Here is a 20,517-nt window from a genome sequence, read left to right as displayed (position 1 = left end):
CATGAGCGTGTGGGATGACCTGGTGGGGCAGGAGCCCGTCGTCGCGCAGCTGTCGTCGGCCGCCGAGGGGACGGGCGGGCTCGCGCACGCGTGGCTGTTCACCGGTCCTCCCGGAGCGGGGCGCTCGGCCGCCGCGCGGGCGTTCGCGGCGGCGCTGCAGTGCGCGCAGACGCCGCGCGGCTGCGGGCACTGCGCGTCCTGCCACCAGGTGCTGCAGGGCACGCACGCGGACGTGGAGGTCGTCCGCCCGCAGGGCCTGTCGTACGGGGTGAAGGAGGCCCGCGCGCTGGTGCTGCGCGCGTCGTCGTCCCCGTCCGGGGGCCGCTGGCAGATCGTCCTGTTCGAGGACGCGGACCGGGCGACGGAGGCGGCGGCGAACGCGCTGCTGAAGGCGATCGAGGAGCCCCCTGCCCGGACGGTGTGGCTGCTGTGCACGCCGTCCCCGGACGATCTGCTGGTGACGATCAGGTCGCGGTGCCGCCTGGTGACGCTGCGGACGCCGCCGATCGACGCGGTCGCGGACGTCCTCACCCTGCGCGACGGGGTGGACCGCGAGACGGCGGACGTGGTGGCGCGGGCCGCGCAGGGCCACATCAGCCGGGCGCGGCGGCTGGCGACCGATCCGCGGGCGCGCCGGCGGCGCGCGGAGGTGCTGGCGGTGCCGCGCCGGCTGACGGCGGTGGGCCCGGCGGTGGCGGCGGCGGAGGCGCTGGTCTCGGCGGCGAAGGCGGAGGCGAAGGTGCAGACGGAGGAGCTGAACGAGGCGGAGACGTCGGCGCTGCGGCAGGCCCTCGGTGAGAGCGCCAAGGGACGGATGCCGAGGGGCACGGCCGGGGCGCTCAAGGACCTGGAGGCCCGGCAGAAGTCGCGTGCCACACGGCTGGAGCGCGACGCCCTCGACCGGACGCTCCTCGACCTCGCGTCCTATTACCGGGACGTGCTGACCCTCCAGATGGGGGCGGGTACCGACCTCGTCAACACCGAGCTGGGCCCGGAGCTGCGGACGGCGGCGCAGAACGGCCGCCCCGAGGACACCCTCAAGCGACTGGACGCGATCATGGCCTGCCGGAAACGGCTGGACGCGAACGTGAACCCGCTGCTGGCGGTCGAGGCGCTCACCCTGGCGCTCCGCACCGGCTGACACGGCTTACAAGAGATCTCCCTATTCGTTATACAACCGTACGCAAGACTCAACAGTCGCTCCCGTACCTTCGGCAGGCTTGTGCCCCAATCCCGGGCTAGCTCCCCCACTGCCAGGAGGTCAGCTTTGCGGCGAGCCTTGATTTCCGCCGCGTGCGCCGTCACCACCATGACGGCGCTCGCGGTGCCAGCATCAGCGGAACCACAACCCGCGCAGGCGAAGGGTCAGGTGTCGGAGTACGTCGTCCTTTACAAGGAGCACGTCTCTCTCGGCCAGGCTCATCACGCGGTCCAGGCGGCCGGCGGCAAGGTCGTCCACGAGAACCGTGACGTGGGCGTCGCGACCGTCCGTTCCGACAACCCCGAGTTCATCCACGCGGTGATGAAGCAGCGCGCGCTTGAGGGCGTCGCGCACAACCGGATCATCGGCGAGGCGCCGAAGCCGGCGAAGGCGAAGGCGAAGGTCTCGAAGGTCGAGCAGATGACCGGCACCGGGAAGACGGTGTCGGCCAAGAGCGCCTCGTCGCAGGACGGCGAGCCGCTGGCCGATCTGCAGTGGGACATGAAGCAGATCCACGCGACGCCGGACGGCTCGTACAAGAAGGAGCCGGGCGACAAGCGCGTGCTGGTCGGCATCCTCGACACCGGCGTGGACGGCGACCACCCGGACATCAAGCCGAACTTCAACCGCAAGCTCAGCCGCAACTTCACCCAGGACATCCCGACGGATGCCGACGGCAACGAGCTCGACGGCCCGTGCGAGTTCACGTCGTGCGTCGACCCCAACGACTGGGACGACCGCGGCCACGGCACGCACGTCGCGTCCACGATCGCCTCGCCTCGCAACGGGTTCGGCATGGCGGGCGTCGCGCCGAACGTGTCGATCGTCAACCTGCGCGTCGGCCAGGACTCCGGTCTCTTCTTCCTTCAGCCGACCGTGGACGGCCTGACGTACGCGGCCAAGAACGGCATCGACGTCGTCAACATGTCGTACTACATCGACCCGTGGCTCTGGAACTGCGAGAACAACCCCGCCGACAGCCCCGAGAACCAGCTCGAACAGCGCACGATCATCGAGGCGACGCAGCGCGCCCTGGACTTCGCCCACGACCGGGGCGTCACGCTGGTCTCCGCGGCGGGCAACGACTACGTCGACTACACGAAGACGAACCTGGACGCGACCAGCCCGGACTTCCCGTCCGTGCCGGGTGAGGCGCCGTACGACCGGACGGTCCCGGCGAGCTGCGTGTCGATGCCGTCCGAGGGCGAGAACGTCATCCCGGTCTCGGCGACCGGCCCCAGCACCCGCAAGTCGTACTACAGCAGCTTCGGCAACGGGTACGTGGCGGTGGCCGCGCCCGGCGGCGACAAGGTCGACAACGCCGCCAGCCGGCCGGACGACCGCGGCGGCGTCTGGGCCGCCTACCCCGAGCGGCTCGCGAAGGAGCGCGGCGAGCTGAACCCGGACGGCACGCCGAAGGTGTCCTACGTCATCCGCAGCTGCAAGGACGGCAAGTGCGCCTACTACTCGTCGCTGCAGGGCACCTCGATGGCCTCGCCGCACGCCGCCGGCGTCGCCGCGCTGATCGTCAGCAGGTACGGGCACCCGGACCGCCGGAACGGCGGCCTGACCCTGAACCCGGACGTCGTGGAGCGCGCGCTGCTCGGCACGGCGACCCCCAAGGAATGCCCGAGCCCGCGGACGTTCGTGTACGAGTGGTACACCTCGTCGGGCGCCAAGCGGACCTCGACGCAGACCTGTGAGGGCTCGAAGGAGCAGAACGGCTTCTTCGGCAACGGCATCGTGGACGCGCTGAACGCCGTCCGATACTGACGCCACCCGAAGGCGGCCCCCCGACCGGTCACGGTCGGGGGGCCGCCCCCTTTTCCCGGGACGGTGCTCCGGGCGTGGGCACCGTCATCATCGAGCTTCGGCCGGCTCGGGCATGATGGGGGCATGTCGTACCGCGTCACGTTCGTCTGCACGGGCAACATCTGCCGCTCCCCGATTGCCGAATGGGTGCTGCGCCACCACGTCGAGAACGAGGGGCTGGACGTGGAGGTCGACAGTTCGGGCACCGGCGGCTGGCACGTCGGCAACGAGGCCGACGAGCGGACGGTCGCGACGCTGGAGCGGGCCGGCTACCGGTCGGCGCACATCGCCCGCCAGTTCGCACCGTCCTGGTTCGGGCGGTACGACCTGATCCTGGCACTGGACGAGGGGCACCTGCGGGCGCTGCGCTCGATGGCCCCGGACGAGGGGGCGCGCGGCAGGATCCGGCTGCTGCGCGAATTCGACCCGGACGCGGACGGCGACCTCGACGTCCCCGACCCGTACTACGGTGACCGCGCCGACTTCGACCTCGTCCTTGAGCAGGTGGAGGCGGCGATGCCCGGCCTCCTGGAGGAGATCCGCACCGCGCTCAAGGAGGGCTGAGTGCGCGACCGGCTGGAGCGGCTCCTCGGCACCGGGGTCGGCGAGGTGCGCGACCTCGGTTCCAGCCATTCCTGGACGCTGCACCGGGCGTCCCTGGCCGGCGGCCGCGAGGTGTTCGTGAAGGCGGCCGCCGACCAGGCCGGCGTGTTCGCGGCGGAGGCCGCCGGGCTGCGCTGGCTGGGCGAGGCGGGGCCGGGCACGCCCGTCCCGGACGTGGTCGCGGCGGACGATCACATGCTCGTCCTGCCGTGGCTGCCGGCCACGCCGCCGTCCCGGCAGGCCGCCGAACGCCTCGGCCGTGAGCTGGCCGCCCTGCACACCCGCAACCGCCCGGATGCCTACGGCGCGCCCTGGGACGGCTTCATCGCCGACCTCCCGCTCGACAACACGCTGGACGACCGTGACTGGCCGGCCTGGTACGCCGAACGCCGCCTGGAGCCGTTCCTCCGCCGCGGCGCGCGGCACCTGCCGTCCGCCGACATCCGTCTCATCGAGCGCGTCATGTCGGACATCGCAGACCTGGCCGGGCCGCCGGAACCGCCCAGCCGCATCCACGGTGACCTGTGGTCGGGCAACATCCAGTGGACGGACGGCCGGGCCCTCCTCATCGACCCCGCGGCGCACGGCGGCCACCGCGAAACAGACCTCGCCATGATGGCCCTGTTCGGCACGCCCCACCTCGAAACGGTGCTGTCCGCCTACAACGAGACGGCGCCCCTGGCGGACGGGTGGCGGGCACGCGTCCCGCTGCACCAGCTGCATCCCCTCCTCGTCCACGTGGCCCTGTTCGGGACGTCCTACCGCTCCTCCCTGGTGGAGGCGGTCCGGGCCTCCCTCGGTTGAGGGGGCTCGCTGTGAGGAGCCGTGGGCGTCCGTTACCCTGCGTCTCGCAGCCCGCGGTCGTGCCGGGCTTGCGGGTTCGCGTCGATGTGGTAACTCCCGCTTCATGGGCTTTTGTGGCGATGTAAATGATGGAGATGAGATAGAAACGACGCGGTACCCCGAGAGTGGACAGGTAGGTGCAGGGCGAACCCATGGACGACGGCAGGCGCGAGGACCAGGGGACACGTCTAGGCTCGTGGAAGAGCCTGATCCCGCTCACCGCGGCCGCGACCGCGGCGCTGTTCATCGGCGGGGGCGTCGATGTGGTGCACCGCCACCAGCGCGCCGCCAAGGAGGAGCACGAGGCCAAGCCGGCCGCGAAGGCCGAGCACACCGACCCGCGGTTCATCGTCGGGATCACCCGGCCGGGCACCGCGCTGCTCGTCCGTGACGCGCACACCGGCGCCGACGTGGGCGTCCCCATCGCACCGCCGCAGGGCCGCCGCTTCCACCGCGTCGCCGCCGCGAAGGACGGCTCGTACATCGTCGCGTCCTACGGCGGCGGCAAGGTGACCTTCCAGCGCCTCCACCTGGGCGACGACGGACGTCCGCAAGACCTCAAGGACATCCCGAAGGCCACCGTCCCCGGCGCCTCCACCGCCTGGTCGGACATCGCCGTCACCCGCGACCGCATCGCCTACGTCACCTACAAGGGCAAGAACGGCCGCGTGGACGTCCTCACCCTCGGCACCGGCGCCCACAAGGCATGGGCGACCAAGGCGCCCGGCCGCGTCGGCAGCCTCTCCTGGTCCGGGGCCACCCTCGCCTTCGTCTGGACCCCGGCCGGCTCGTCCAAGCCGCAGCTCCGCACCCTCGACACCAACGGCGCCGCCGGAGACCTGAAGCTCAGCAAGGCCGTCATGACACTGCCCAAGGGCAGTGCTAACGCCGTCCTGACCAAGGACGCCGTGGTCGCCGGCACGGTGACGAACTCCGAGCTGACCCTCCAGGGCTTCACCCTCACCGGCAAGCCCACGAAGGTCCTGTGGCGCCAGAAGGTGACGGGCCCGCTGACCGACCTCGACACCGGCCGGTCCCTCCTCGCGACCGCCGGCGACCTTTACGCGCAGGGCGTCCCGGCCGTCCCCGGAAAGGACCTCGCCGACGCCACCTGGTGACGCGTGCGCCCGGCGGACTAACGTGGGGCCACAGGAAACTGGGCGAACGGAGCGAAACCATGGGCATGGTGATGGCCGTCAGCTTCACCCGTTACGGCCGGCTCTACTACCTCGACCCGGGCCCGCACTCCCCGGGCGTCGGCGACAAGGTCCTCGTCCCCACCGACTCCGGCCCCGAGGTCGCCGAATGCGTCTGGGCCCCGCAGTGGGTGCCGGAGGACATCGGCGGCCTCCCCGAATGCGCCGGCCTTGCCACCGACGAGCACCTCGCCCGGGACGAGGCCAACCGCCGCCGCCGCGCCGAGGGCCGCTCCATCGCCAAGCGCCTCATCCGCAAGCACGACCTCCCCATGAAGGTCATCGGCGTCGACTACCTCGACGCCGACAACATCTTCAAGATCTACTTCACCGCCCCGAACCGCGTGGACTTCCGCGCCCTCGTCCGCGACCTGGCCCGCGGCATCAAGGCCCGCGTCGAACTCCGCCAGGTCGGCCCCCGCGACGAGGCCCGCCTCCAGGGCGGCATAGGCCCCTGCGGCCGCGACCTCTGCTGCGCCACCTTCCTCAAGGACTTCGAACCCGTCTCCGTCCGGATGGCGAAAGACCAGGACCTGCCCGTCAATCCCCTCCGCATAGCCGGCGCCTGCGGCCGCCTGATGTGCTGCCTCAAATACGAGCACCCCCTCTACATGGAGTTCAAGGAGAAGGCGCCGCGCCTCGGGGCGCGGGTGAGCACGCCGGAGGGAGAAGGGCAGGTCATCGGTTACAACGTGCCCGGCGACCGGGTGACCGTGAAGGTGGGGTCCCGCCGCTGCTCGTGCCCGTCCGCCTCGGTCTGCTCGCCTCGCCGGCAGCACGACGCCATGTACGGCCCGGGCGACGGCCACGCGACCTGACCGGCTCACCGGGTGGACAGGATCGCGCCGTCCTCATCGTTCATGCCCGCGACGAGGAAGCGTGTGCCGCCCGGCATCCGGGCGAAGGCGCGCACCTCGAAGAAGCCGAAGCGGGGGGCGCGGATCCTGGTCCGGGTCCAGGCGCCGTCCGGGGTCCGGTGGGCGAGCGCGGAGTCGTAGGCGTTGACGTCGGTGGAACCGATGAGCCATACGCCGCCGTCCGGGTCGATGATCGGTGCGGCGAACTCGTTGAGCCGTCCCGTCCTGTCCATGAGGCTTTCGGCGGTCCAGCGGCCGCCTTCGGGGTCGCCGTGAACGAGCAGGGACGTCAGATCGGGGCCGCCAGGTTCACCTTGGGGTGAACCACTTTGGGGTGGACCACCCCGGAACGGACTGCCGCCGCCCTCGGCGGTGATCCAGATCCCGGTGTCCGTAGTGGTGATCTCCATGAGGTGATGCGTCTTGCCGGCGGGGAGGACACCGTCCAGCGGGACGGCCTTCCAGACGGTGCCGTCGTAGTGGTACAGCTTTTCCTCGAAGGTGAGCGCCCAGATGTCCCGGGCGGAACGGGCGCTGGTGCGTGAGATGAGGAACGGCAGCCCGCTCCTCGACCACCCTTCCGCCGTGCGGCTCCAGACCGTTCCGGTGGCGGACGGCCCGGAGCCGTAGACGCGGACGTCCTGCGGGGAGAACACCTCCATGGTCGTCACGGTGAAGCCGGGGAGACGCTGGGCGACCGTCCAGCGGGCACCGTCCCAGTGGAGGACGGCCGAGTCCGGTTCGCCGGAGGTCACCGCCCACACGTCGGACGCCGAGGACGCCCCGGCCGCCAGGATCGCGCCGCTCCGTCCGCCGGGAAGGTCGACCTTGCTCCAACTCCGGCCGTTCCAGTGCCTCGCCACCGGCCACCGCGTCGTGTCCGCCGGGCCGCGCCCGCCGAACACCCACACGTCATCGGGGCCGATCGTGACCACCTGGGGATCGACCCTTACCGACGCGTCCTCGACCTCCACCTGCCATGGAGCGACCTTCGTCCTCCACAGATCAGGCCCGGCGGCGGGGCTCCCGCAGCCCGCGACGACGACGAGCAGCAGCACAGCACAGGTTTTCGGCAAGCGGAATCTCATGCGCCCTCCAGACAGAACGATCGCCTCATCCTGCGGCGCACTGATTCGCACCGGATGGGTCCTTCTACCTAGATCTCGTGGGCCTCGTACTCATCCGGAACCGGGCCCGGCGACGCCGGCTGAGCTCACCGTGTGCCGACCCGGCTCACCGGCGCGGGAGCAACTGCGCAAGGGCCGCGGTAGCCGCGCAGAAGGCAATGAGCGGGACGAGGGACGCCCGGAAGGCGTCCGGAACGCCGCCCGCGGCTCCGTAGAAGACGATGCCGACCACCGCGACGCCCAGGGCGTTGCCGACCTGCTGGGCCGTGGCCAGGACGCCCGAGGCCGAGGCCGCGTGCCGGTCCGTCACCCCGGACAGCACGAGCGCGGACAGCGGCGCCACGACGAACCCCATGCCCGCCCCGGCCAGGGCCAAGCCCGGGATGAGCCAGGCGATGCCGTGCCCCAGGGCGTCCATGAGCAGCAGGCAGCCGGCCGCCTGTATCAGCGCGCCGAGCGCGAGGACCTGCCGTCCCAGCCGCGCGGCGACGGCCGTGGCCCGGGTGGACGCGGCGAGGTAGCCGGCGCCCAGGGCGACGAACAGCAGGCCCGACTCCAGGGCGCTGAGCCCGCGTCCCTGCTGGAGGTAGAGGGCGAGGTAGAGGAAGAAGGACGCCATGGCCAGCGTGTAGACGAGGGCGAGGCCGCTGCCGACCCGGAACGCGGGCTCGCGGAACAGCGCGGGCGCGACCAGCGGTGCGCCACCGCGCCGGTCGAGGCGCCGCTGGTGCACCGCGAACGCGGCCAGCAGGACGGCCGCTGCCGCGAGCGACTCCCACGTCCACGCCGGCCAGCCGAGCCGGCGTCCCTCGATCAGCGGCAGGACGAGCGCGACGAGGCCGAGCGTGACCAGGACGGTTCCGGCGGCGTCCAGACGGGTGTTCCGCGCGGCGGCCTGGGACGGGACCGTCCGGCGGACCAGCGCCAGTGTCACCGCGCCGACCGGGACGTTGATCAGGAAGATGCTGCGCCACCCGCTGCCGAGCGCGTCGGCCTGGATCAGCGCACCGCCGATGAGCTGCCCGAAAACGCCGCCGAGGCCGAGCGCCAGCCCGTAGGCGGTGAACGCGCGGGTGCGCCGCTCGCCGGTGAAGGCGGCGTTGATGATGCCGAGGACCTGCGGCATCAGCAGCGCCGCGGCGATCCCCTGTACGACCCTGGCGGCGATCAGCGTGCCCGGGGACGGCGCGACCCCGCACGCGAGCGACGCGGCGGTGAACACGGCCAGGCCGAGCGCGTACATCCGGCGGCGTCCGAACAGGTCACCGAGCCGTCCGCCGGTGATGAGCCCGCCGCCGAGCGCCAGCCCGAACCCGGCGACCACCCACTGGATCGCGGTCGTGCCCGCACCCAGATCGGCCTGGATATCAGGAATCGCCACATTGACGATGAAGAAGTCGAGCGTGGTGATGAATATGCCGGTGAGCAGCACGAGCAGCGTGCCGGTGGACGCGGCGTGCGGCCGCGCGGCCTCCCCGGGACGGCTTCCCGCCTCCGGAATCGCGGTGTGCGACATGGTCCCCCTCGGATCGTCGGGCGTTCCCCGACGATCGCGTGAGGGAGGTCGTGAAGGCGATAACGCGTGGGGTAATGCCGCCGGCTTCGCCGCGTGTAATTCGGTTGTGGAGATGGTTGGGGACGATCTAGCGTCCAGGCCATGAGCGTGCTGGACGGAGCCGTGCGGTTGCTCGCGATCGACGACCTTGGGGCCTGTCAGCGGCTCGCCGAGGACCGCGAATGGGGCCGTGAAGACCACAAGTGGCGGTTCCTGTTCTCGGTCGGTGACGTCTACGGCATCGATGACGGAAACGGGGAACTCGCCGGGACGGTGGTGTCGACCCCATACGGCAAGGACGTCACGGCCATCAGCATGGTGCTTGTCGCCAAGCGGTTCGAGCGGCGTGGCCTGGGCGGCCGGTTGATGCGCCACGCGATGGACAACGCGGGCACGGCCAGCCTCTGCCTGACCGCCACCGAGTACGGGCGCCCCCTGTACGAGCGGCTGGGGTTCAGGGCCGTGGGGCTGTGCACGGCGTATAAGGGTGAGTCGGACGGGCCGTCCAAGCGGGGTGTGACCGTGCCGGTAGAGGCAAGCGACATGCCTGGAATCCATGCGCTCGACACCGAGGTCTTCGGCGCCGACCGGTCGCAGCTGGTCGAAGGGCTGCCGACGTTCTGCGAGACGCTACGGGTCGTCCGGGACGAGACCGGGGTCGTGGGCTACGGCGGTGCGTGGAAGAACGACGGCGTGGTCATCGTCGGCCCCGTCATCGCGCAGGACACCGAAACCGCGCTCGCGCTGGTGGAGGAAGTCGTCCCCGAAGGCCCGATAAGGCTCGACATCGACCACCGTCACCCGGAGCTGATCGGCTGGGCGGAGCGGCACGGTCTGCGCCCCGCGTTCACCACGACGATCATGGAGTACGGCGAGCCCATCACGAACGACCCGGCCCGCCTCTACCTCCCCGTGGCCCAGGCCCTCGGCTGACAGGCATCGCACCCGCGGTTGTGCAACGCTCGCCGGCAAGGACGTGCCCCAGACCGTCATGCCGCTGCTTCGGGGCGGTCGCCCGGAAGATGGGTGTTTTCCCGTGGGCAGGGGTCAACCGGCTGGTCAACGGCGTCGGACACGGGCATGGAGGGATGTGGCCCTCGCCGCTCTGCCGACGTAGCGTAGGCGGCGGCGTACGTGCCGCTATGACGAGACGGGGTCCAGGTGCGGGCAGCGAAGTTCATCGGCGTGGCCACAGTGCTGGCACTGGCCACGGTCACCGGATGCAGCGACGGCGACGAGCAGGAGGCGAGCCCGTCGACGAGCGTCCCCGCGGGGCTCGGGTCTTTCTACGGGCAGAAACCATCCTGGAAGGGCTGCGGCAACGGGTTCCAGTGCGCGACCGTCCAGGTCCCCTTGGACTACGCCAAGCCGTCCGGCGAGAAAGTGGACATCCACGTCATCAGGCTGCCGGCCGAGGACAAGTCCAACCGCATCGGCTCACTGCTCACCAACCCGGGCGGCCCGGGCGGGTCCGGTGTGGACTTCGTCCGGCAGGCCGGCAGGACGTTCGGGAGAGACCTGCGCCGCCGCTTCGACATCGTCGGCTTCGACCCGCGCGGCGTGGCCGGCAGCGACCCCGTCCGCTGCAACACCGGCCCCCAGCTCGACGAGTTCTTCGCCACGGACGCCTCCCCCGACGACCCGAAGGAAACGGCCGCCCTCGCCGCCGAAGGCAAGAAGTTCGCCCAGCACTGCAAGACCAAAGTCGGCTCAGAACTCCCTTACGTCGGCACCATCAACGCGGCCCGCGACATGGACGTCCTCCGCGCCGCCCTAGGAGACTCCAAGCTCACCTATTACGGCGCGTCCTACGGCACCTATCTCGGGGCCTTCTACGCCGAACAGTTCCCCAAGAACATCCGCGCCTTCGTCCTGGACGGTGCCGTCGACCCCCGCCTCTCCTCCACCGAACTGCTGATCGAGCAGGCGAAGGGGTTCGAAACCGCCCTCCGCGCGTTCGCCGACGACTGCGTCAAGCCGGGCACATGTCCCTTCGGCGGCTCCGCCGACGCGGTCGTGGCCAAGGTCGAGTCCTTCCTCTCCGCCACGGACCACAAGCCCCTCACCAACACGCGCGACTCCCGCAAGGTCACCGAGGCCCTGGCCGTGATGGGCATCGCCAGGGCGCTCTACGTCAAGGAGTACTGGCCCGTCCTACGCCAGGCCCTCACCCAGGCGATGCAGAACTCGGACGGCACGATCCTCCTGGCCCTCGCGGACGAGATGGTCGAACGCAAACCCGACGGCACCTACAGCAACCAGACCGACGCCAACATGGCCGTCAACTGCGTCGACAAGCCCAACCCGCCTGACCTGGCCGCCTACGGGAAGTACGCGGACAAGGCCAAGAAGGTCGCCCCCCGCTTCGGCGCCTTCGTCGTCTGGGGCGGCCTCCCATGCGTCTACTGGCCCGTCCAGACCAAGCAGGAACCCAAACCCATCACCGCCAAGGGCGCCGCCCCCATCGTCGTCATCGGAACCACCCGCGACCCCGCCACCCCCTACAAGTGGGCCCAGAACCTGGCCGACCAGCTCTCCAGCGGCGTCCTCCTCACCTTCAACGGCGACGGCCACACCGCCTACCTGCAGGGCAACCCCTGCATCACCAAGGCCACCGACGACTACCTCATCACCACCGACCCGCCCAAGGACGGAACCACCTGCGGCTGAAACCCGTGCGCACCCACCCCCCGACACCCGCTAGACTTCACCTAGCCGTGTTCCGCACGGCAAGCCGCCTTAGCTCAGTCGGCAGAGCGATTCACTCGTAATGAATAGGTCGTCGGTTCGATTCCGACAGGCGGCTCGGTATGTGACCAGGGCGTTCACCTGATTCCGGTGGGCGTCCTTCGTCGTCCTGGTTGCAATTCGTGTTGCAGTTCCCATGATCACGGCGCCCCCCCCCGGGGCCCGTCCCATGCGCTGCATACCATCCTGGGCCCTCGGCGTAGCGACGTGGGTGTACTGCTGGGTGAGCCGGATGTCGGGGTGGCCGAGGATCTCCTGAACGGTGCGGACGTGAACGCTCTGTTCGATCAGCAGTGTCCCGGCGGTGTGCCGCCCATCATGCATCCGGGCGTCCCGTACTCCGGCCGCAGCAAGGATGTCCTTCCAGTCGTTGCGCGGATCGATCGGCCGCACGTTCGGCCGGCAGTACACCAGGTCGTTGTCCTCCCAGGCGTTCGCCGCGGCGAGACGCCCCTCACGCTGCCGCTTGCGGTGCGCCTTCAGCACGGGCACCAGCTCCGGCGGGAGCGGCACCGTCCGCTTGGGCTTGCGGAACACCAGCCCGCCGCTGGTCCGCTTCGGGCACAGCCGCTCGGTGGCCGCCGGGACGCAGGTGTGCCGCCGGCCGGGCACCCGCCGCGCCTTCGGGCACGGGCGCCGGTGCTTGCCCTCAGTGCACGCGGCGACATCGTCGCAGCCGTGCCGCCACTTCAGCCGCGAGAGCTGCCACTACACCCGCACGGACCCGCCGTCCAGGTCGATGAACTTCCAGCGGAGTCCGAGCGCCTCACCCTGCCGCAGGCCCAGCCGGACGCGAACTCGTAGCCCTGATCACCGCTCCGCCATTTCTCGCTGGTGAGGAGCTTGTCAGCCCAGGCTGTCTGGGCGGCGTGCTTGGACTGGCCCGCGAGGAGGATCGGACCGGATTTTGGCGGTAGCCCGGCGGGGTTGACGACGGTTCGGTGACGGCGGGCTTGGTGCGGTTGGCGGGGCTCTACGTTCCTGGGGCATGCCAGTTGATTTCTTGTCGGATGAGCAGGTCGCGCGGTATCGGCGGTTCCGTGATGAGGTGACGGTCGGCGAGCTGGAGCAGTTCTTCCGCCTGGACGCGAAGGCGCGGGCGGTGGTGGCGGACAAGCGGCGCCCGGCGACCAAGCTCGGTTGGGCGGCGCGGTGCAGTGGGGCACGGTCCGGATGCTGGGCACGTTACTGGCGGACACTCCGCTGAAAGTCCCGGCGGAGGTGGTCGAGTTCGCCGCCGCCCGCGCCCGCGGCCAGCGCCTCGGCCGGCCCCGGCCATGACCGAAGAGCAGATCCGCAACGCCCGCGACCTGCTCACCCGGCCGGAGAACACCGTCTCCTCCATCGCCCGGCTGCTCGGCGTCTCCCGCTCCACCATCTACAAGTACGTCCCCGAACTCACCACCGGCAGCCGCCGCGCCGTCGAGGTCCCCACCACCCGCACCGAGATCGAAGCGGCCGAATAATTCGTCGGCTGTGTGAGATGTCCCTCTCCCGTCGTCGTGGCGTGGTGGCCGGGGGAGGTTGACAATGTGGTGATGACCTCCTCGCCCCGCCTGCCTGACGTCGGTGGCCGACTGGATCCGACCGGCGCGGCTGCCGTGCCCGGTGGGGAGTCCGCATTCGCCCGCGGGTATCTGCTGGACAACGCGCGCGCCGAGGCGGGCGAGCGATTCGTCTGGCTGGCCGAGCTGTTCGACGGTGTGACGCGCGCGCACTTTGATCGGCTCGGGGTCAGGGCCGGCTCGCGCTGCTGGGAGGTGGGGGCCGGTGGCCGCAGTATCCCGGAGGCGCTCGCGGCGGCCGTCGGTCCGACCGGGCACGTGCTGGCCACCGACATCGACCCGTCGTGGCTGGAGGCGGGCAACGGGTACGAGGTGCGCCGGCACGACGTCGCCGCTGATCCGCCCCCGGAGCCGGGGACGTTTGATCTGGTGCACGCCCGGCTCGTGCTGGTCCATGTACCCGACCGGGCCCGAGCGTTGGCCACGATGGCGGCGGCGCTACGGCCCGGCGGTTGGCTGCTGGTCGAGGACGCCGATACCGCTCTGCAGCCACTGGCCTGCCTGGACGACAGCGGCCCTGCGCAGCGGCGGGCCAACCGGCTGCGCGACGCGGTCCGGGAGCTGCTGACGCGCCGCGGCGCGGACCTGCGCTACGGCCGGACGCTGCCGCGGGCATTGCGTGAGGCCGGCTTGGTAGATGTCGCCGCGGTGGGCTCGTTCCCGGTCGGCGGGCCGGCCTGTGACCGGTTGGAGGCGGCGACCATACGGCACGTGCGCGGCGAGCTGCTCGCGGCCGGGTTGGCCGACGACGCCGAGATCGACGCGCACCTGGCCGCCATCCACGCCGGCGAACTCGACCTGACTCTCGCACCGCTGATCTCGGCCTGGGGACGCCGTCCGGCACAGCACCCGCCGACACTTGGTTAGGTGCGGATCCTGGCGTTGTCCGACCTGCCCATAGAGCTGTTCGTCGAGGAGATTTCGGGCCGCAGGAGCAGCCCCTCTTTCTTTATGGGAGTCCCGGGCCGACACTGACCCGGCCAAGGGATGTGCAACCAAACGCGGTGCGAAGCTCCCGGGTGCGGCCTGCCCGTGGCTGCAATCGAGGACCGGGCCGAGCTTGCCGAGCTGGTCCTCCATCCCTTCGATGTAGCGCTGGCGCAACTCGCCGCGTTTGCCGTGGAAGACGTACCGTCCCAGGGCGTGGCGGGACTCTTGCAGGCTGGTCTGGCCCTTGATGCCGCGCCGGTAGGACTCGTCGTCGATGTGGGACAGCACGTGGAGGGTCTTGTGCAGGCGCCTGAAGTGGGCGATGGCCAACCCGAGCGGGGTGGGGTTGCCGTCTCGGGAGAGCATGCGAATGACGTTGTAGGCACGCACCGCGCCGGTATGGATGGAGGCGCCGACCCGAAGGATGTCGTCCCAGTGGCGGCGGATCCGCTGGATCGTCTGCATGATGGACGACCGACGCTGCCTGAGGCACCAGGTAAAGCGGGGCCCAGCACGAGCTACTGCTCGTCCTGGGCCTCTGCACGGGTTTCTGGCCGGGCCTCGGTCAGGGTCTTGTGGACGACGCCGGCCGAGACCTTGACCCCGGCGGCAATGGTGCGGATGGACTCCCCGCGCTCGCGGCGGGCTAGGATCGCGGCGCGCTTGTCGTCGTCGACCACCGGGCGCCGTCCACCGACCCGGTCCCGTTTGCGGGCTGCCTCCAGGCCGTTGCGGGGCTTGCGGACGATGTCGCGGCGCCGGTCATCGGCCAGGGCGAGGGCCAGGTCCAGGATGAGGGAGCGTTCGGTATGCTCACCGGCCGCGATCCCTTCCAGCACCTTGACGGCGATGCCGCGCTGGAACAGATCGTTCAGGACGATCAGCCCCTCCAGCAGGTTGCGGCCGAGCCAGTCGGCCTCCTGGACGGTCAGCATGTCGCCCGGGCGCATGTAGTCCAGGGCCGCCTGCAGGCCGGGCCGTTCGTCGACCTTCAACTTGCCCGAACGCTTCTCCTCGAAGAAGACATTGATGCAGATCGGATCGAGCGCGTCGTGCTGGCGCGCGGTCTCCTGATCCTTGGTGCTGACCGGACGAGTCCGACCAGAGCCATGCTCGCGCCTCCAGGCGTTCGGCAAACGTGTTCATCATCAAGCCGGGGCGCTAACACAAAATGAACGGTCAGATGAACGCTTCCTCCTGGGCGTTCCCGGCCGCCGGCCTCGACTGTTCGTCACAGATGAAACGACCGTTTGACGAACACCGGCGTGGGCGGATCGACAGTCCGCGTCCCGGGTCGACCTCTCGACGATCTACACGCGGGCTGAACGCGCTGTGCTGGGCCGCGAGCCGGCTTCTCACCGTTGGGCATTCCGCCTCGCCAACCAGCTTCTCCCGGGTCCCGATGACGCGGGAAAGGTGGAGGTCACTCATCACATCCCGGAAAAGGGTGTTTTGTGATGGTGACGAAACGCGCCCGCCCTTCTGATCCTCTCCGATCCGCCGACCGGCCGGTCACGCGGCGTCCGTGGCTGGTTCTCGCGATCATGTGCATCGGCTTCTTCATGTCGTTGCTCGACGGATCCATCGTCAACGTCGCCGTTCCCACGCTGATCCACGGCATCGACGCCTCCTACGACCAGGTGCTGTGGGTCATCGACGGCTACCTGCCCGTCTTCTCGGTGCTGCTGATCACCACCGGCCGGCTGGGGGACATCTTCGGATACCGCCGGCTGTACGTGATCGGGATCATCACCTTCACCATCGCCTCGGCGCTGTGCGGACCGGCCGACTCACCTGCCTGGCTACTGACCGCCCGGCTGCTGCAGGGACTGGGCGGGGCGCTGCTGTTCCCGCAGGTCATCTCGTCGATCCTGACCATCTTCCCGCCGCACCTGCGCGGCCGCGCGTTCGGCCTGTTCGGCGCGATCGTCGGCTTCGCCCCGATCGTCGGCTTCGCCCCGATCGTCGGCCCGGTCACCGGCGGCTTCCTGCTCGCCCACCTCAGCTGGCGCTGGATCTTCTTCATCAACGTCCCGATCGGAATCATCACCGTCGTGCTGGCGCTGAGGTTCGCGCCGCCCCTGCGCTCGGGCCGCACCCACCGGCTCGACCTGGTCGGCGTCGCGCTGGCCACCGCCGGGCTCGGCGGCATCGTCTTCGGCCTGATCGAGGGAGAACGCTACGACTGGGGCACCATCACCGGGCCGGTCACCATCACCTCGGTCATCGCCCTGGGCGCCGTGCTGCTGGCGGTGTTCGTCCTGTGGCAGCACCGCCGGCGCGACGAGCCGCTGATGCCCCTGGCCCTGTTCGGTGTGCGCGACTTCGCGGTCGGTAACGCGGTCGGGTTCGTCTTCCAGCTCGGCATGATCGGCATCATGTTCGTGCTGGTGCTGTACCTGCAGATGGCCCGCGGGTACTCGGCGCTGGAGACCGGCCTGGTGGTGCTGCCGAACGCCGCGCTCACCGCGGCCGGCTCGGCGTACGCCGGACGGCTGTCGGACAAGTTCGGCGGCAAGTACATCCTGATGGCCGGGACGACCCTGCTGGCCGTCGGCCTCCTGGTGCTGGTCGCCATGACCGGCCCCACCAGCAGCGCGTGGAACCTGCTGCCCGGTTTGACCATCATCGGGATCGCCAGCGGCGCCACGTTCGCGCCACTGCAGCAGGCCACCATGAACGGCGTCGATCCCCGACTGGCCGGGGCGGCCTCCGGTGTCTCCAGCACCATCCGGCAGGTCGGAGGGGTCCTCGGTACCGCCATGCTGGGCGCGCTGCTGTCGGCCCGCCTCTCCGCGGCCCTGCACAGTGAGGCCGAGAAGCGCGCCGGTCAGCTACCAGAGGATCTGCGCGCCCGGTTCGTCGACAACAGCACCGCCGCCGCGCGGCACTACAGTCCGCCCACGCCGCCCGGCGGCCTGAGCCCCACCACGACCAGCCTGTACGAACGCCTCACCGCCGACACGTTCGCCACCGGCTTCGTCCACGCCATGCAGACCACCCTCGTGGCGTGCGCCATGGTTCTGGTGGCCGCTGTCCTGTTGTGTTTCCTGTTCAGCCCGCGCAACAAGCCGACGACCGAGCCCACCCAAAAGCGGTAATCCACAACCGCGCCGCACGACTGACCTGGGAATGGCGATGGTCGCGGCCTGATGGCCGCGACCATCGCCGGTCGAGTGCCGGGGCCTACCGCTAACTTCTGCACTCAGCCTCCACGCAGGCCAACGCCCGGACGCCCACACCGAACGCAGCCTCCCAGCCCGCTACCGCCAAAATCCGGTCCGATCCTCCTCGCGGGCCGACTCGGTCCGTCAGCCCAATCGTTGCCTGGCCGGGAGCCAGGGCTGTGGGCCTGCGAAGTCCTCGCTCAGCATGACTTCCTCCTCGTACCAGCCGGTTTCCGAGAGCCACGCCTGGAGCCAGTCGGCGAGGCTGTCGGCGTCCTCGAACCAGGCGGCGCTCCAGTCGTCTTCCACGGCGTTGGGTTCGAAGAGCAGGACGGGTGCTCGGGCGTCGGTGCAGTCGACTGCCGCGTACATGGCACAGCCCCAGTCGAGGATGGGAAGGACACCGGTCGGCCACCGGCCGGGAGCATGCTCCGCCAGGTAGGCGCTGACCGCGGTGCGGCCGTCGGTTCCGGCCAGGGGCAGGAGCCGGTAGTCGGGGCCGAACCCGCCGTTGCCGACCTCCTGATAGAGCCGTGACAGCAGCGGAGGCAGCGCGAAACCGAGCGCCGCCTCGGCTTGTTCGATCTGTTCCGCGGTGGCGTGTGGGAGCGCGCCACCGGACTCCCGGAGTGCTCGCTCGGCGACCCGCCTCAGCAACTCGTCGTGGTCCGTCACGCGCCCGATGATGGCATCCGCCCCTGACAGGAGAGCCGCCCGTCCGCGCCTGCGGGTGCTTGATCTGCTCGGCGGCCCCAGGGGCGCCAGTGATGAAAAGAGGGCGAAACCCTGGGGGTTCCGCCCTGAGCGTGTCGTGGGTTAGGCGCCCACGGTCGTGAGTGCCCGCTGGTACTCCTCGAGCGCCCGCTGAATGCTCTCGCCGACTGCGAGCATGTCGAAGCGGTAGTGCTCCGCCAGCACGCTGCCCTGTGCCAGCAGGTCGCGGAACTCCTGGTTGTCGAGCAGTTCGAAGATGCTGGCCACTTCTCCCTTGAGGATGAAGAAACCGGCCTCGACCTCGGAGTCACCACTGCCGAGCATGAAGGGCTCGAAGTAGGTGAGCTTCCCGTCCGTGACGAGACGGTTGTAGTAGTCGGCGGACTTCCGGAAGAGCTCGAGGGACTCCTTCTCGCGCCCCTGCCTCGGTGCGCCCCACCTGATCAGGATTCCGGTCTCCATGAACTTCCCCCCGTACTGGCGTTGGAATGACCGTCTGTGCAGGTCGCCCCGCGGCGGTCCTTTCCTCCACCAGACACATCGCGGGTCCCGGCCATCAAGGGACGAAGGTCCTCGCCCCACAGCCTCACTCCGCGCCGCCGTCCACCGGTGACAGTGTCGCGGACGTGCGGGTGGCGCACGCGCCAGTGGGGCCTCCGCACGGGGCAAGTGCGGTGTCCGCAGCCGTTGCGGCGCTTGCGGGAGATCACTGTGTCCCGGAGTGGCCGTGTCAGCCGAGCGGCCATCACTCCTTCGTTTGAATACTTTTTGTTTCCGATCAATTACTTAAAGTGGTCAAAGGTTGGTTGGGAGGAGTTTTATGCACACTCGAACATCCTGGGCAGCCGCTAAGGGGCACCGGCTGCCCATACGGCCCGTCCCCCTGCTGCGGCGAGGACGGGCATGCCACCGCCCTTGCCGGTGGGGCGGGTGCGGCGAACGCCGTCGGATGGGTGCTGATGGGGACCACGGCGCCTTCGCTGACCCGGCCTGCCGGACGAACTGGTAGGTCTCGATGCGGGATGGGCGGCGGGCGCGCGCCAGGTCCTTGCAGGTCAGTCGCAGTACCTGGCCGGCTCCCGCGCCGTCGAGGAATGGGACGGGACCTCCCCCCGGGTCAGTGGGGCGAGGCAGGTGACCCGCGCCGCCGAGGTCGGCTCGGCGACCCCAAACGGTCAATCGAACTCCCCAGCCTCGCCGTGCTGATCCTGGACGACCGGGCGATGTGCGACCTCGAAGCCGCTCAGGCCGAAGAGCCGTATGAGCTGGTGGGCCGCCGCTCCGCTCATCCCGCGGACATCCCCGGTGACCCCGATCGGTGGACATATGCAGGTGGATACCTGCATAATCGTCAACGTGAGCCTCGAAGCGAGAGGGATGGACTCGGTCTTCAAAGCGCTGGCCGATCCCACCCGGCGACTCCTGCTCGACCGCCTGCGCGAGCACAACGGCCAGACGCTGCGCGAGTTGTGCGAACGCCTGGACATGGCGCGCCAGTCGGCGACCCAGCATCTCGACGTTCTTGAGCGGGCCGGCCTCGTGACCGTCGTACGGCGGGGACGGGAACGGCTTCACTACCTCAACCCGGCGCCGATCCACGAGATCGAGGAGCGCTGGATCTCGGAGTTCGACAAGCCCCGCCTGCAAGCGATCAGTGCCATCAAGAACCAGGCAGAGGAGTACGCCATGACCAACGCACCCACCTCCGTGCCGACCTACGTGTACGTCACCTACATCCGCGCAAGCGCGGAGCAGGTGTGGCAGGCCCTGACGGAAGCGGACCTGACGGCGCGCTACTGGGGACATGCCAATGTCTCGGACTGGCAGCCGGGCTCGACCTGGGAGCACCGGCGCATCGACGGATCAGGCGCAGTCGACGTCGTCGGTCAAGTGCTCAAGGCCGAGCCCCCGACGCGCCTGGTCATCACCTTCGAGGACACCCCCGGCGCTGAACCGCCGAGAGAGCCGTCGGTCGTCACCTTCCTTGTCGAGCCGCACCACGACATCGTCCGCCTCACCGTCACCCACGAGAATCTCCCCGACCAGGCGATGTTCAACGGGATTTCGCACGGATGGCCGGCCGTGCTGGCGAACCTCAAGTCGCTGCTCGAAACCGGAGAAATTCTCCCCCAGGCGCCATGGGAAATGTCTCGCGCGCACGCCTGAGACGGATGTCGCCATAAACCTCTGTCGCGTTCA

Annotated in this window: 18 protein-coding genes, 1 tRNA gene and 2 pseudogenes; 14 read left to right on the top strand and 7 right to left on the bottom strand. The window is 70.0% G+C overall.

All coding sequences use genetic code 11. The features are described 5' to 3' along the window. Position 1: 1 nt before the first annotated feature. The 6 genes from AF1_RS01235 (at position 2) to AF1_RS01210 (ending at position 6,473) form a co-directional block, all read left to right on the top strand. Entirely contained in the window at positions 2-1,141 is a 1,140-nt protein-coding gene (locus tag AF1_RS01235; RefSeq protein WP_067792569.1) for a DNA polymerase III subunit delta', read from the top strand. 228 nt (positions 1,142-1,369) lie between these two features. Next, positions 1,370-2,974, top strand: coding sequence for a S8 family peptidase (locus tag AF1_RS01230; RefSeq protein WP_255218766.1), 1,605 nt, complete (start codon positions 1,370-1,372; stop codon positions 2,972-2,974). Positions 2,975-3,097: 123 nt separating this feature from the next. Beyond that, positions 3,098-3,577, top strand: coding sequence for a low molecular weight protein-tyrosine-phosphatase (locus tag AF1_RS01225; RefSeq protein WP_067792563.1), 480 nt, complete (start codon positions 3,098-3,100; stop codon positions 3,575-3,577). Beyond that, a complete protein-coding gene (locus tag AF1_RS01220) occupies positions 3,578-4,420 on the top strand; it encodes a fructosamine kinase family protein (protein WP_067792561.1) in 843 nt (280 codons plus the stop codon). A gap of 176 nt (positions 4,421-4,596) precedes the next feature. Then, entirely contained in the window at positions 4,597-5,577 is a 981-nt protein-coding gene (locus AF1_RS01215; RefSeq protein ID WP_242608629.1) for a hypothetical protein, read from the top strand. A gap of 59 nt (positions 5,578-5,636) precedes the next feature. Then, positions 5,637-6,473: a PSP1 domain-containing protein gene (locus tag AF1_RS01210; RefSeq protein WP_207393957.1), complete on the top strand. Its 837-nt coding sequence runs from the start codon at positions 5,637-5,639 to the stop codon at positions 6,471-6,473. A gap of 5 nt (positions 6,474-6,478) precedes the next feature. On the opposite strand, the gene AF1_RS01205 is transcribed toward AF1_RS01210, so the two are convergent. After that, positions 6,479-7,600, bottom strand: a complete 1,122-nt coding sequence (locus AF1_RS01205; RefSeq protein ID WP_131732404.1) for a hypothetical protein — start codon at positions 7,598-7,600, stop codon at positions 6,479-6,481. A 145-nt stretch (positions 7,601-7,745) separates the two neighbouring features. Continuing rightward, positions 7,746-9,155: an MFS transporter gene (locus AF1_RS01200; protein WP_067792556.1), complete on the bottom strand. Its 1,410-nt coding sequence runs from the start codon at positions 9,153-9,155 to the stop codon at positions 7,746-7,748. A 141-nt stretch (positions 9,156-9,296) separates the two neighbouring features. Between AF1_RS01200 and AF1_RS01195 the strand changes: the two genes are divergently transcribed. From AF1_RS01195 to AF1_RS01185, 3 genes are all read left to right on the top strand, one after another. Then, positions 9,297-10,127, top strand: a complete 831-nt coding sequence (locus AF1_RS01195; RefSeq protein ID WP_067792553.1) for a GNAT family N-acetyltransferase — start codon at positions 9,297-9,299, stop codon at positions 10,125-10,127. A gap of 252 nt (positions 10,128-10,379) precedes the next feature. Then, the gene (locus AF1_RS01190; RefSeq protein ID WP_131732418.1) at positions 10,380-11,864 is read left to right on the top strand and encodes an alpha/beta hydrolase; all 1,485 of its coding nucleotides are present in this window, start codon (positions 10,380-10,382) and stop codon (positions 11,862-11,864) included. A 63-nt stretch (positions 11,865-11,927) separates the two neighbouring features. Next, positions 11,928-12,000: transfer RNA gene (locus AF1_RS01185), tRNA-Thr, on the top strand. A 155-nt stretch (positions 12,001-12,155) separates the two neighbouring features. Here AF1_RS01185 and AF1_RS32875 read toward each other — a convergent pair. Beyond that, positions 12,156-12,455: pseudogene (locus AF1_RS32875) on the bottom strand (tyrosine-type recombinase/integrase); the annotation flags it as partial. A gap of 475 nt (positions 12,456-12,930) precedes the next feature. Here AF1_RS32875 and AF1_RS01180 point away from each other — a divergent pair. The 3 genes from AF1_RS01180 to AF1_RS01170 all read left to right on the top strand — a co-directional run bounded on the left by AF1_RS01180 (position 12,931) and on the right by AF1_RS01170 (position 14,374). Further along, entirely contained in the window at positions 12,931-13,149 is a 219-nt protein-coding gene (locus tag AF1_RS01180; RefSeq protein ID WP_084262312.1) for a DUF4158 domain-containing protein, read from the top strand. 70 nt (positions 13,150-13,219) lie between these two features. Next, entirely contained in the window at positions 13,220-13,408 is a 189-nt protein-coding gene (locus AF1_RS01175; protein ID WP_067792541.1) for a helix-turn-helix domain-containing protein, read from the top strand. Between the two features lie 72 nt (positions 13,409-13,480). Continuing rightward, the gene (locus AF1_RS01170) at positions 13,481-14,374 is read left to right on the top strand and encodes a methyltransferase domain-containing protein (RefSeq protein WP_084262323.1); all 894 of its coding nucleotides are present in this window, start codon (positions 13,481-13,483) and stop codon (positions 14,372-14,374) included. Between the two features lie 174 nt (positions 14,375-14,548). Here AF1_RS01170 and AF1_RS32870 read toward each other — a convergent pair. Then, positions 14,549-14,884 (bottom strand): annotated as a pseudogene (locus AF1_RS32870) (Tn3 family transposase); the annotation flags it as partial. Between the two features lie 71 nt (positions 14,885-14,955). After that, on the bottom strand, positions 14,956-15,573 hold the full coding sequence (locus tag AF1_RS01165; RefSeq protein WP_084262311.1) for a recombinase family protein: 618 nt from the start codon (positions 15,571-15,573) through the stop codon (positions 14,956-14,958). Between the two features lie 321 nt (positions 15,574-15,894). Between AF1_RS01165 and AF1_RS01160 the strand changes: the two genes are divergently transcribed. Further along, complete coding sequence (locus AF1_RS01160; RefSeq protein WP_131732402.1) at positions 15,895-17,538, top strand: DHA2 family efflux MFS transporter permease subunit; 1,644 nt, start codon at positions 15,895-15,897, stop codon at positions 17,536-17,538. Positions 17,539-17,748: 210 nt separating this feature from the next. On the opposite strand, the gene AF1_RS01155 is transcribed toward AF1_RS01160, so the two are convergent. After that, on the bottom strand, positions 17,749-18,279 hold the full coding sequence (locus tag AF1_RS01155) for an SMI1/KNR4 family protein (protein ID WP_067792531.1): 531 nt from the start codon (positions 18,277-18,279) through the stop codon (positions 17,749-17,751). Between the two features lie 141 nt (positions 18,280-18,420). Beyond that, positions 18,421-18,780: a hypothetical protein gene (locus AF1_RS01150; protein WP_067792527.1), complete on the bottom strand. Its 360-nt coding sequence runs from the start codon at positions 18,778-18,780 to the stop codon at positions 18,421-18,423. A gap of 894 nt (positions 18,781-19,674) precedes the next feature. Between AF1_RS01150 and AF1_RS01140 the strand changes: the two genes are divergently transcribed. Continuing rightward, a complete protein-coding gene (locus AF1_RS01140) occupies positions 19,675-20,484 on the top strand; it encodes an ArsR/SmtB family transcription factor (RefSeq protein WP_242608628.1) in 810 nt (269 codons plus the stop codon). The last annotated feature ends 33 nt before the right edge of the window (positions 20,485-20,517 follow it).

The sequence above is a fragment of the Actinomadura formosensis NBRC 14204 genome, from assembly GCF_001552155.1.
In the GTDB taxonomy this organism is placed as follows: domain Bacteria; phylum Actinomycetota; class Actinomycetes; order Streptosporangiales; family Streptosporangiaceae; genus Spirillospora; species Spirillospora formosensis.
The sequence above is the reverse complement of the archived record's forward strand: the minus strand, read 5'-3'. Positions and strand labels throughout refer to the sequence as shown.

What these genes read in the sequence shown, in the direction of transcription:
- AF1_RS01235 (WP_067792569.1), top strand. Translation starts at nt 2, where the DNA reads ATGAGCGTGTGGGATGACCTGGTGGGGCAGGAGCCCGTCGTCGCGCAG.
- AF1_RS01225 (WP_067792563.1), top strand. Translation starts at nt 3,098, where the DNA reads ATGTCGTACCGCGTCACGTTCGTCTGCACGGGCAACATCTGCCGCTCC.
- AF1_RS01210 (WP_207393957.1), top strand. Translation starts at nt 5,637, where the DNA reads ATGGGCATGGTGATGGCCGTCAGCTTCACCCGTTACGGCCGGCTCTAC.
- AF1_RS01205 (WP_131732404.1), bottom strand. Translation starts at nt 7,600, where the DNA reads ATGAGATTCCGCTTGCCGAAAACCTGTGCTGTGCTGCTGCTCGTCGTC.
- AF1_RS01200 (WP_067792556.1), bottom strand. Translation starts at nt 9,155, where the DNA reads ATGTCGCACACCGCGATTCCGGAGGCGGGAAGCCGTCCCGGGGAGGCC.
- AF1_RS01195 (WP_067792553.1), top strand. Translation starts at nt 9,297, where the DNA reads ATGAGCGTGCTGGACGGAGCCGTGCGGTTGCTCGCGATCGACGACCTT.
- AF1_RS01180 (WP_084262312.1), top strand. Translation starts at nt 12,931, where the DNA reads ATGCCAGTTGATTTCTTGTCGGATGAGCAGGTCGCGCGGTATCGGCGG.
- AF1_RS01175 (WP_067792541.1), top strand. Translation starts at nt 13,220, where the DNA reads ATGACCGAAGAGCAGATCCGCAACGCCCGCGACCTGCTCACCCGGCCG.
- AF1_RS01170 (WP_084262323.1), top strand. Translation starts at nt 13,481, where the DNA reads ATGACCTCCTCGCCCCGCCTGCCTGACGTCGGTGGCCGACTGGATCCG.
- AF1_RS01160 (WP_131732402.1), top strand. Translation starts at nt 15,895, where the DNA reads ATGGTGACGAAACGCGCCCGCCCTTCTGATCCTCTCCGATCCGCCGAC.
- AF1_RS01150 (WP_067792527.1), bottom strand. Translation starts at nt 18,780, where the DNA reads ATGGAGACCGGAATCCTGATCAGGTGGGGCGCACCGAGGCAGGGGCGC.